Raw genomic sequence first — 11,114 nt, forward strand, 5'->3', positions numbered from 1 at the left:
GGTCGTCAGGGGGTGCCGGTGGTCACCGTCGACCAGTCGAAGGGGAGGGAGTTGAGGACATCCAGCTCCTCGCACAGTCGCCGCAGCCCGCTGAAGTCCTGGAGGAGGCGTCCACTGCCGGAGCTGCCCTTGATGTCCCGCAGCATCTGTTCGCCCCCCTCCACTCCGAGCAGTTCCATGATCCGCGCCCAGGTCGTGAAGTCGTGGGCGGCGAACGCCTCCATGCCGTCGGCCAGTTCGGCGAGGAAGCAGTCGCGTTGCTCGGCGGTGAAACGCTTCCATGCCTCCTGGGCGATCGTGTCCGCGATGGAGGCGTGGCAGTATTCGTCACGGTTGTGCAGGACGGCCGTCATGCGGTTGACGGGCTGGATCTCGTGATCCTCGGCGATGAGGTCCAGATGGGCGTTCACCGAGATTTCCGCGACCGTGGTGAAGGCGAGCGAGACCAGGGCCTGATGCTCGGATGAGTCGGCGGTGGCGAGCCGATGCGCGTGCCGACGTGCCTTGTATCCGAGGGGAAGCGCCGACTCGGGCATGCGCCAGCCGCGTTGCCGACGTGTGACGGCGCTGGCGTTCAGATGCATCAGCGTGTGGTACTGCTCGTCAACCATGGCCTGTGTGACCGCTATGGCCATGGACTCGCCCAGCCCGGTGTCGAAGGCTTCCGTGGCGATCAAGCTGAACCCCGGATTGACCACGCATTGCTCGATATCCATGATGTTCTTGTTGAAGGCCACCCAACCCCACGCGAGAATCCTGGACTTGACCTCGTCGTCGAGAGCGAGATACGTGGGGTGATTGCGGAAAGGCAGCAGGGCCACGGGGAAGTCCGGCCTGTCCCGCTCGAAGACGTCGTCGAGAGTCTCCCCCCGCCGCCTGACCGTGGCACGCCGGTTCCAGTTGTCGGCGAGCCTGCTGATGACGGCGTTCTCCACCGCGTCATTCGGGTCGTGTTCCGGGAGCGACCGCAGCCGTTCCGCCACGGGTAATGCTCCGCATTCCGGATCGGTCATTCTCCCGGGCCCGCCATGGCCTTGAGGGACTGGACATCGCCCGGCTCCAGTGCGATCCCGAAGATCTTCTCGGGAGCGGAAAGAGCCTCTTCCTCGTCGAGTTCCCGGTGGGCCGTCGGTTCTCCGGGCCGCATTTCCGTGAGGGTGTCGCCGATGAGGACGTGCCTCACCGCGGGCTGTGTGCGCTGCAGGATGATCCGTTTGTTGAACGGTGAGCGCGGGTGGGTCAGACAGTAGTGGTTGAGGACCTCGAAGTCCGACGGACAGCGCGCGTCCGTGGTGAAACCGTAGAGTTCCGCCGGTCCTTCGGCCCGCAGGAGTCGCAGTACGTGTTCGCCGTTCGGTTCCCGCACCATGTCGAAGGGCCAGTCGCCCTCCAGCCGTGAGCCCTCGGCGAGGCGGATCGGCTCATGCAGCCCGTATCCACCGAAACTCACATCGAAGAGCCAGCGCTCGTCGTCCAGTTCCACGCACAGAGCGACATGGACGGCGGGGCCGAATTTGTTCCCGGTACGAATCCGCGATCTGGCCGCGAATGCCGAGAACGTGAATCCGATGCGGTCCAGCACGGCCGCCACCAGGACGACCTGCTCCAGACACAGGCCGCCACGGCCACGTCGTACGATCTTCTCCTGGACGCTGTCCAATTCCAACGGCACCGGCCGCCCGAGCACCGCGTCGATGTTCTCGAAGGCGATCGCCTCGACATGAGCGGCATGCAGGCCCCGCAGCGTGGCGAGATCCGGAGCCACGTCGGCCGTGTATCCCACGCGGGACAGGTAGGCGTCCAAGTCGACGCCGGCACCCTGCCACATCGAATCTGTCATGCGTGTCCCATCCTTCATATGTGAGCGGATTCCTTCGACCGGGTGCGGCTCTGTCAGGTGAACCGACCGGCGACCGTCGCCGCGAGAATGACCCAGCCGAAATAGCGGTTCATGACGAAGGTGTCCCAGCAGGATTTCGGCTCATCCAGGTTCACGCGCACGACCTGATAGGCCAAAAAGCCCCCCGCACACGCGACGAGCATGTAAAAGGCCCAGCCCGTCCGCTCCTCGACACCGGCCCACAACGCGCCGGTGACGCTCAGCACGACGAAGACGACCAGCCACGCCTTGCTGTACCTGCCGAACATCAGAGCAGAGGACCTGACACCGATACTCCGGTCGTACTCCTTGTCCTGATGGGAATAGACCGTGTCATGAAACAGGGTCCAGAAGAAATTACAGGCGTACAGGCCGATCACCGCCGGCGGATAGTCGACGCTCCCGGTCACCGCTGTCCAGCCGGCCAGGGCATAAACGCTGATCACCAACGCCAGCCATGCCGAGGGCCACGGAAATACGCGCTTCATGTACGGATATGCGACAAGGAACGGGTACGAGGCCCCGACCACCAGCGCCGTCTCCCAGTTGATCAGCGCCAGAACCACCAGTGACACCACGGCCTGAGCGGCGCCGAACAGCAGGGCCCTGCCGACGCTGATCGTCCCCGCCGCGACAGGACGCGACGCCGTACGGGCCACCCGGGCGTCGATGTCCTTGTCGACGACGTCGTTCACCGCACAGCTCGCGCCACGCACCAGTACGGCAGCGACGGCGAGACATACCACCACCGACAGATCCGGTCGTCGCCCGGAGGCGAGGGAGACACTCCACAATCCCGGAAGGAGGTAGAGCACGATTCCCGTGGGCGCGTGCAGCCGCATCAGCACGAGATAGGCGCGGATCGAATCGGGGCTCTTCTTGACCAGGCTCTGAGACAGTCGCTGCAACAGCGGGGAATTGTCGCGGGCCGCCGCAGCCGGGACACCGGTCACCACGTCACCGGGAGTTCGACCAGCCCGCCGATCAATGTGTCGTGGCGCAGCCTCAGTTTCTCCACGTCGACAGCCAGACGCATGGTCGGGAATCGCTCGATGAGCCGGGCGAACACCAACTGCAGCTGCATCCGGGCCAGCGGTGCGCCGACGCAGGAGTACATACCGTGTCCGAAGGTGAGGCTGCCTGGGGTTCGGCGGGTGACATCGACCCGTTCGGGATCGGTGAAGACCGTCCCGTCGTGATTGGCCGCGATGATGTTCAGCAGGACGAAGTCACCGGCCCGGATGGTGGTTCCATCGATCTCCAGATCCGTCCGCGCATAACGCGGCATGCCGCCGTTGTGCGGGTTCGGCATCGACATCCGCAGGATTTCCTCCACCGCACTCGGGACGAGGCTCGGATCGTCCCGCAATTTCCGCCACTGCTCGGGGTTGGCCAGCAACAGCGACGCACCCGTGCCGATGCGGGCCACCGTGGTCTCATAACCACCGAACAGCAACAGCGCGGACAGCCCCACGACTTCCATGTCGCTGATGCCCTCGGTCGCGCACAGCCCGGAGATCACGTCATCACCGGGATTCTGCCGCTTTTCGGCCACCAGCTTCTGGCAATAGCCGAACAGCTCGGCCAGCCCCTGCTTGGCCCGGACCGGGTCCTGGACGTTGGCGGCGTCCTGAGTCCAACTGCCGAACCGCTCCTTGTCCTCATGGGGGACACCGAGCCACTCGCACATCACCAGAATCGGCAGCGGCTGCGCCAGCGCCAGACGTAGATCCACAGGTGGCGTCCGCCCGGCCAGATCGTCCAGCAGCCCCTCGGTCAGTGTGCCGACGTGGGATCGCAGCGCCAGCATGCGCTCGGGGGAGAAGGGCGACTCCAGCAGCGAACGCATCCGGGCGTGGTCCTTGGCGAGGCCGCCCAGCAGGCTGTCGAGAAACGCCGATCCCTTGTCGCGAGCCGCGGCCTCCGGGTCGGGATTCGAGCGGCCGAGCCGGTCGTCGTCCAACAACCGCTGTACCTGGGCATGACCGGTGACCAGCCACGCTTCGTCCCCCTCGGGCGTACGCACCCGATGGACCGAGCCCTGGGACTGGAGGGTGCGCAGCACCGGCGCGACCCGCAGTACATGCGTCTGCTCGAAGGGCAGTTGAGCTGGGGTGTTCACTGGCAATCTCCACATCGTTGTGACCCGTGACGACCTCCGCCGGAGGCGACGCCCAGCGCGGCCGGGCAGTCGCGCCCGTCCGCAACGCCAGGCAGTCGCCTCCGGCCGGGTTGCGCTACGCCGGCGGTGTGTACTCGGCGACAACGACCAGGTAGTTGAGCTCATTGCTCCTGTGCCCGTCGAGGAACGGCTGCTCCACGCCGGTGCGCAGTCCCCACTGGGATCGCAACTCCCAGTGGGGGATGGCCTCTTGGGTGAGGTCCCAGACCTGCGAGGGCACGAGGTGGTTGTCGGCGAGTGCCTTGAAGTACTCGCTGCGGTTGTTGATGTGGCAGTCGTAGTGGTCGTCGATGGCCTTCACCGCCTCACTGGTGGTCGACACGGCGTCGTTGGCGCACCAGGTGACGCAGACATAGCGGCCTCCGGGGCGCAGCAGCCGCGCGAACTCCGCGAAGGCCTCCGCGGGGTTGACGTACATGGTGGTCTCGTTGGTGTACACGGCGTCGAACGATCCGGTGGGCAGACCGGTGTCGCACATGTTGGCGAACTTGAAGGAGACCTTGTCGTCGCAGCCGTGCTTCTCCTTGGCGAGGCGCTCGGAGAACTCGATGTGGTGGGCGCACCAATTGACCCCGACCACCTCGCACCCGAACCGCCGGTTGACGAGGAAGGCCGTGCCGCCGCGACCCGACCCGCCGTCTAACACCCTCGCGTCGGGCGAGAGCGGGGCCAGCCCTCGCAGCACCAGTTCGACCTGCTCGTTCTCCATCCGGGCCATTTCCGCGAGGATCGCCGCGTCCCGCTCGGGCTCGGGAACCTCCAGCACGGATTTGTCGTAGGGGCCGACGGCGTAGTGGTGGTGGTACAGCCCGTCCTCCTCGCCCAGCAGGAGGTTGATCGGGTCCTCGGTCTTGGTCTCGTAGTGGGCCTGTGCCCGGCGCTCGAATTCGGTGCGGACGACAGGGGGCGCCGAGCTGTCGTGGGTGGTGGTCATGGTGGTCACTCCTATCCGGGTGTCGCCCCTGTCGGGCGGCGCGGTCATGCTGTGCGGTTGACGATGCGGTCGAACAAGGTGGTCAGTTCGGCGGTCGCGGCCGGGGACAGGCCGGCTCGTTCGAGGTGCTCCACGGCCGAGTCCAGATGGCTGCGGGACAACTGCTCGGCCGAGTACCGGCCGCCGGTCTCCTCGATGAGGTCGGCCATCGCCTGAAGGTGCGCTGCGGTGACGTCGTCGGCATGCCACAGCCGGCTCAGTCGGTCGCCTGCCGGGCTCCCGGTGGACAGGGCGGCCAGCACGGGGAAGGTCGGGTTGCGGCGCCTGATGTCGCCGCGGATGGGCTTGCCGGTCAGCGCGGGATCGCCCCAGATGTCCTCCACGTCGTTGGAGACCTGCAGGGCGATGCCCAGGTGCCGACCCGCGTCGCGCAGGGCGGCCAGGACGTACTCCGGTCGGCCCGCCCGTATGGCCGGGGTCCTCAGTGAGCACTCCAGCAGGGCTGAAGCCTTCTCCTTCACCATCTGCTCGTACGCCGCGATACCGGCGTCCGAGCCCGGCCGGATGGTGAGCTCGCGGGCCTGCCCCGCGTGCACCAGACCGATGGCCTCGGTGAACGCGCTCGCGATGTCCTTGTGGCCCGGGCCGGAGTCGTCCACGACCATCCGCAGCCCGAGAATCTGCAACGCGTTCCCGGCGTGTATGGCCAGACCGGCGCCGAAGACCTTCCACGCGGCCGGGCGGCCACGGCGCAGGTCGTCGGCGTCGGCGATGTCGTCGTGGACCAGGGTCGCGTTGTGCAGCAACTCCACCGCCGCCGCCTGGAATTGCACGTCCTTTGGCCGTAGGCCGACTCCGTCGGCCACCGCCGTCATCAGGCTGGCGCGGGTCAGTTTTCCATTCTCCGCACTGCTGGGTTCACCGTGTTCGTCGATGAAACCCAGGTGATAACGGCAGACCCGGGACAGGGTCGGCTCCAATAAGGAGACCTGTTGGTGAATAACGGGCAATACGGTGGACCGCACCACCCTCGGCGACATGAGGGATGGTAATCCGGTGGACGAGGTGACGTGTGTGCTCATCGCGATTTTCCTCCAGCCGCGCGGGTACAGCACATGTCGTTCATGAACGGAACCAATGAACACTCATCAATGTTTTGAGCATGCGGAGAAATGTCGTGCCATGGGGGCTCGCGCAAAGCTCCTGATTACCCAGTTCGCGAAATCTGGCATGGGTAATGGGCTCGTGCGCGGTAAGTGATGAGACGTCGATCCTCGGGTATCGGATCGTCAATGATGGTCGTGTGGTGGGGGGGAGCAACTCAAGGCCGAAGCGGGGCCGTTGGACTCTAATTAAAAGTCACCGGAATGCTGGAGTCCAGAGGGGTGATCAAGGCTTGACTGAAAGAGATCACAGAACCTTTTACGTTGACCATGTATGAGCAGGTCAGCTTGCGGCGCTTGAGACCGGCCTGGCTTGAATCACTTGCACGCTCCATTACGTCGCATTGCACGCTATGTCGGCGGGAGTCGAATCGAATCGTCACACACAACGTAGCCGGCGGCGGAACTCGATATGTCGGGCAATTCGGCTCCCGATCGTTCCGCCGGTCCCCGCCGCCGCGGTGGCCGGGATGTCCTCAGTCCTGGCTGACGTTCGCCGTCAACAGGCGGAGCAACTGCTTGGTCATGGTGTGCTGTTCGGCGGTCAGGCCCATGGCCTCGCCGATGTCCACGGGGACAGTGCGGGCCCGCTCCTTCAGATGTGCTCCGGTCTCGGTGAGCCGGATGGCGACGGAACGCTCGTCGTCGGGGCGGCGTTCACGGCGGAGCAGACCGCCGGCCTCCAGGCGCTTCAGCAGCGGGGAGAGCGTGCTGGACTCCAGCTGCAGCGCCGCCCCGAGGTCGCGTACCGAGATCGAGTCCTGCTCCCAGAGGACCAGCATCACCAGGTACTGCGGATAGGTCAGCCCCAGTTCATCGAGCAGTGGCCGATAACGAGCCGTCACCGCGCGGGAGGCGGCGTACAGCGCGAAGCAGAGCTGGTCGTCCAGGAGCAAACCGGGGGCCGCGCCGTTGGGCCCGCCCGTGCCGACCGTGCCACCCGTGCCGACCGTACTGGCTGTACTGCCGCCCGTCCCGCCCGCACCGCTCGGGGTGCCCGGCGCTCCCGGGGCCGCGTGCCGCCCTGTGGCCGCGGCCCTGCTCGCGGTGTCGCCGGCTGTGTTCACGGTCTCGCTCCTCCGTCCCGTGTCGCGCTCCGCGACGATCTCCCACACTACCTTTCGGCCACCCCAACTCTATCGGGCACAAAATAGTCGTACGCTAATGAGTTGTGCACGACTTAATGGCGCGCTACTGTTGGTTCGCGTCGCCGACCACGACGAAGCCGCCGACCCGAGCCGGTCTGCGGCGCCCCGACCCCCGAGGAGACCGTCATGTCCGAGACCATCGGCCCCCGTCCCGTCCTGGAGCCCGCCGCCGCTGCCTTCGCGGAGGCGACCGCCCATCCGCCGTATCTGTTCGATCTCGGCCCGGTGGAGGGGCGCAAGACCGTCGACGAGGTGCAGTCGGGTGACATCGCCAAGCCGGAGGTGGACGAGGAGTGGGTGACCGTGTCGGGCGGGCCCACCGGCGAGGTCAGGGCCCGTCTCGTCCGGCCCGCCGGAGCCACGGGGACGCTGCCGGTGATCCTCTACATCCACGGCGCGGGCTGGGTCTTCGGCAACGCCCACACCCACGACCGACTGGTGCGCGAGCTGGCCGTGGGGGCGCGGGCCGCGGTCGTCTTCCCCGAGTACGACCTGTCGCCCGAGGCCCGCTACCCGGTCGCCATCGAGCAGAACTACACCGTGGCCCGCTGGATCGTCACCGAGGGCGCCGGCCACTACCTGGACGCGAGCCGGATCGCCGTGGCCGGGGACTCCGTCGGCGGCAACATGAGTGCCGCGCTGACCCTGATGGCCAAGGAACGCGGCGATGTTCCGCTCGTCCAGCAGGTGCTCTTCTACCCGGTGACCGACGCGAACTTCGACACGCCGTCCTACCGTCAGTTCGCCACCGGCTACTTCCTGCGGCTCGACGCCATGCGGTGGTTCTGGGACCAGTACACGACCAGCGAGAAGGAGCGCGCCGAGATCACGGCGTCCCCGCTGCGGGCCACCACCGAACAGCTCAAGGGGCTTCCGCCGGCCCTCGTCATCACCGGTGAGGCCGATGTGCTGCGCGACGAGGGCGAGGCGTACGCCAACAAGCTCCGCGAGGCCGGCGTCCCCGTGACCGCCGTCCGCCACCAGGGGATCATCCACGACTTCGTGATGCTCAACGCCCTGCGCGAGACGCACGCCGCCGAGGCCGCGATCAACCAGGCGATCACCACACTGAGGAGGGCGCTGGGCACGGTGTGACCGTACGGCGGACCGGCGCGACCGACACCGCCCCGGCCCCGGCCGGGCCCAGCACGACCGACGCCGCCCCCGGCCGGGGTGATCCCGGCCGGGGGCGGCGTCATACGCGGACTCGCGTCAGCGGAGGCCGCGTTACGCGAAGTTCGCCAGCGCCTCGTTCCACGTGGCCGACGGGCGCATGACGGCGGCGGCCTTGGCGGGGTCGGGCTGGTAGTAGCCGCCGATGTCGGCCGGCTTGCCCTGGACGGCGATCAGCTCGTCGACGATCGTCTGCTCGTTCGCGGCGAGCGTCTCGGCGAGCGGGGCGAACGCCTTGGCCAGGTCGGCGTCGTCGGTCTGCGCGGCCAGCTCCTGGGCCCAGTACAGGGACAGGTAGAAGTGGCTGCCACGGTTGTCGATGCCACCGAGACGACGCGACGGGGACTTGTCCTCGTTGAGGAAGGTCGCCGTGGCGCGGTCGAGGGTGTCGGCGAGGACCTTGGCGCGGGTGTTGCCCGTGGCCTCGGCGTACTGCTCCAGGGACGGCACCAGGGCGAAGAACTCACCGAGCGAGTCCCAGCGCAGGTAGTCCTCCTTGACCAGCTGCTGGACGTGCTTCGGCGCGGAGCCGCCGGCGCCCGTCTCGAACAGACCGCCGCCCGCCATCAGCGGGACGACCGACAGCATCTTGGCGCTGGTGCCCAGCTCCAGGATCGGGAACAGGTCGGTGAGGTAGTCACGCAGGACGTTGCCGGTGACGGAGATGGTGTTCTCACCGCGGCGGATGCGCTCGATCGACAGCTTGGTGGCCTCGACCGGGGCGAGGACACGGATGTCCAGGCCCTCGGTGTCGTGCTCCGGCAGGTACTGCTCGACCTTGGCGATCAGCTGGGCGTCGTGGCCGCGGTTCTCGTCCAGCCAGAAGACGGCCGGGTCGCCGGTGGCGCGGGCGCGGGTGACGGCCAGCTTGACCCAGTCACGGATCGGGGCGTCCTTGGTCTGGCAGGCACGGAAGATGTCACCGGCGGCGACGGCCTGCTCCAGTACGACGTTGCCCGCCTCGTCGACCAGGCGGACGGTGCCGTCGGCCGGGATCTCGAAGGTCTTGTCGTGGGAGCCGTACTCCTCGGCCTTCTGCGCCATCAGACCGACGTTCGGGACCGAGCCCATGGTCGACGGGTCGAAGGCGCCGTTGGCCCGGCAGTCCTCGATCACGGCCTGGTAGACACCGGAGTACGAGGAGTCCGGGAGCACCGCGAGGGTGTCGGCCTCCTGGCCGTCCGGGCCCCACATGTGGCCCGAGGTGCGGATCATGGCCGGCATCGAGGCGTCGACGATGACGTCGGACGGGACGTGCAGGTTGGTGATGCCCTTGTCGGAGTCGACCATCGCCAGCGCCGGGCCCTCGGCGATCTCCGCCTCGAAGGACGCCTTGATCGCGTCGCCCTCGGGCAGGGACTCAAGGCCCTTGAGGATCGTGCCCAGACCGTCGTTCGGGGACAGTCCGGCGGCGGCCAGCGTCGCGCCGTACCGCTCGAAGGTCTTCGGGAAGAAGGCGCGGACGACGTGGCCGAAGATGATCGGGTCGGAGACCTTCATCATCGTGGCCTTCAGGTGCACCGAGAACAGCACGCCCTCCGCCTTGGCGCGGGCGACCTGCGCGGCGAGGAACTCGCGGAGCGCGGCGACGCGGAGCACGGCGGCGTCGACGACCTCACCGGCGATGACCTTCAGCGGCGCGCGCAGGGCGGTGGTGGAGCCGTCGGCGCCGACCAGCTCGAAGCGGAGCGTGGTGTCCTCGGCGATCACCGCGGACTTCTCGGTGGAGGCGAAGTCGTTCTGGCCCATCGTCGCCACGTTCGTCTTGGACTCGGGGGTCCAGGCGCCCATGCGGTGCGGGTGGGTCTTGGCGTAGTTCTTCACCGAGGCGGGGGCGCGGCGGTCGGAGTTGCCCTCACGCAGGACCGGGTTCACGGCGGAGCCCTTGATCTTGTCGTAGCGGGCGCGGATCTCCAGCTCCTCGTCCGACTTCGGGTCGTCCGGGTAGTCCGGCAGCGCGTAGCCCTGGCCCTGCAGCTCGGCGATCGCGGCCTTCAGCTGGGGGATGGACGCCGAGACGTTCGGCAGCTTGATGATGTTCGCCGCGGGCGTCTTCGCCAGCGCACCCAGCTCGGACAGGGCGTCCGGGATGCGCTGGTCCTCGTTCAGGTACTCCGGGAAGACGGCGATGATGCGCCCGGCCAGCGAGATGTCACGGGTCTCGACGGAGACACCGGCCTGCGAGGCGTACGCCTTGATCACCGGCAGGAACGAATACGTCGCCAGGGCCGGGGCCTCGTCAGTGTGTGTGTAGATGATGGTCGAGTCAGTCACCGGGTGCTCCGCTCCACGTCTGCAACATTGCTCGACATCAAGATATCTCGTACCGGGTGGTGACTCGACAGGGGTCTGGGGGAAAGCGGTGCCGGGGGGTTCGGTACGCCGGGAGTGTTTTCGCCCCCGCCGCCCCTACCCTTCCCGTCCCCAGGGGCGGCGCCCCTTCGACCCCGCTGTTTTCCGGGGGCTGCCGCCCCCAGACCCCCGCTGGGGGGACGAAAGGAGGGGTGGGGTCGGTGCGCCTGCGCGGGATCGTCGTGGCTTGGCGCGGAGTTTCCCCCCCCCCCATACCGGGCGGGGGGTACAGCCCCGTAGGGGTGCCGGGCGGTGCCCCCGGGCGGGTAGAAAGGGGGCACAG

The 11,114-nt window shown here is 67.5% G+C and carries 9 protein-coding genes; 1 reads left to right on the forward strand and 8 read right to left on the reverse strand.

Annotation, left to right across the window (positions count from 1 at the left end):
• Positions 1 to 5: 5 nt before the first annotated feature.
• The 7 genes from ACWD4G_RS06860 to ACWD4G_RS06890 all read right to left on the reverse strand — a co-directional run bounded on the left by ACWD4G_RS06860 (position 6) and on the right by ACWD4G_RS06890 (position 7,054).
• Complete coding sequence (locus ACWD4G_RS06860; RefSeq protein ID WP_451291126.1) at positions 6 to 983, reverse strand: diiron oxygenase; 978 nt, start codon at positions 981 to 983, stop codon at positions 6 to 8.
• Positions 984 to 1,009: 26 nt separating this feature from the next.
• Complete coding sequence (locus ACWD4G_RS06865) at positions 1,010 to 1,840, reverse strand: arylamine N-acetyltransferase family protein (RefSeq protein ID WP_451291127.1); 831 nt, start codon at positions 1,838 to 1,840, stop codon at positions 1,010 to 1,012.
• A 53-nt stretch (positions 1,841 to 1,893) separates the two neighbouring features.
• Positions 1,894 to 2,832: a 4-hydroxybenzoate octaprenyltransferase gene (locus tag ACWD4G_RS06870; protein WP_451291128.1), complete on the reverse strand. Its 939-nt coding sequence runs from the start codon at positions 2,830 to 2,832 to the stop codon at positions 1,894 to 1,896.
• Positions 2,829 to 4,001 carry a cytochrome P450 gene (locus tag ACWD4G_RS06875; RefSeq protein ID WP_451291129.1) on the reverse strand — a complete coding sequence of 391 codons (1,173 nt, stop codon included), beginning with the start codon at positions 3,999 to 4,001 and terminating at the stop codon, positions 2,829 to 2,831. Before ACWD4G_RS06875 ends, ACWD4G_RS06870 begins: the two co-directional genes overlap by 4 nt.
• 115 nt (positions 4,002 to 4,116) lie before the next feature.
• The gene (locus ACWD4G_RS06880; protein WP_451291130.1) at positions 4,117 to 4,995 is read right to left on the reverse strand and encodes an SAM-dependent methyltransferase; all 879 of its coding nucleotides are present in this window, start codon (positions 4,993 to 4,995) and stop codon (positions 4,117 to 4,119) included.
• A gap of 44 nt (positions 4,996 to 5,039) precedes the next feature.
• A complete protein-coding gene (locus ACWD4G_RS06885; protein ID WP_451291131.1) occupies positions 5,040 to 6,035 on the reverse strand; it encodes a polyprenyl synthetase family protein in 996 nt (331 codons plus the stop codon).
• 599 nt (positions 6,036 to 6,634) lie between these two features.
• Positions 6,635 to 7,054 (reverse strand): MarR family winged helix-turn-helix transcriptional regulator, encoded by a 420-nt coding sequence (locus ACWD4G_RS06890; RefSeq protein WP_451291163.1) that lies wholly within the window; start codon positions 7,052 to 7,054, stop codon positions 6,635 to 6,637.
• A 378-nt stretch (positions 7,055 to 7,432) separates the two neighbouring features.
• On the opposite strand from ACWD4G_RS06890, the gene ACWD4G_RS06895 reads away from it, so the two are divergent.
• Positions 7,433 to 8,401 carry an alpha/beta hydrolase gene (locus ACWD4G_RS06895; RefSeq protein WP_451291132.1) on the forward strand — a complete coding sequence of 323 codons (969 nt, stop codon included), beginning with the start codon at positions 7,433 to 7,435 and terminating at the stop codon, positions 8,399 to 8,401.
• 132 nt (positions 8,402 to 8,533) lie between these two features.
• Here ACWD4G_RS06895 and ACWD4G_RS06900 read toward each other — a convergent pair whose 3' ends face one another.
• Positions 8,534 to 10,753, reverse strand: a complete 2,220-nt coding sequence (locus ACWD4G_RS06900; protein ID WP_451291133.1) for an NADP-dependent isocitrate dehydrogenase — start codon at positions 10,751 to 10,753, stop codon at positions 8,534 to 8,536.
• Positions 10,754 to 11,114 lie beyond the last annotated feature (361 nt).

Source organism: Streptomyces sp. NPDC002643, assembly GCF_053592555.1.

What these genes read in the sequence shown, in the direction of transcription:
- ACWD4G_RS06895 (WP_451291132.1), top strand. Translation starts at nt 7,433, where the DNA reads ATGTCCGAGACCATCGGCCCCCGTCCCGTCCTGGAGCCCGCCGCCGCT.
- ACWD4G_RS06885 (WP_451291131.1), bottom strand. Translation starts at nt 6,035, where the DNA reads ATGTCGCCGAGGGTGGTGCGGTCCACCGTATTGCCCGTTATTCACCAA.
- ACWD4G_RS06865 (WP_451291127.1), bottom strand. Translation starts at nt 1,840, where the DNA reads ATGACAGATTCGATGTGGCAGGGTGCCGGCGTCGACTTGGACGCCTAC.
- ACWD4G_RS06880 (WP_451291130.1), bottom strand. Translation starts at nt 4,995, where the DNA reads ATGACCACCACCCACGACAGCTCGGCGCCCCCTGTCGTCCGCACCGAA.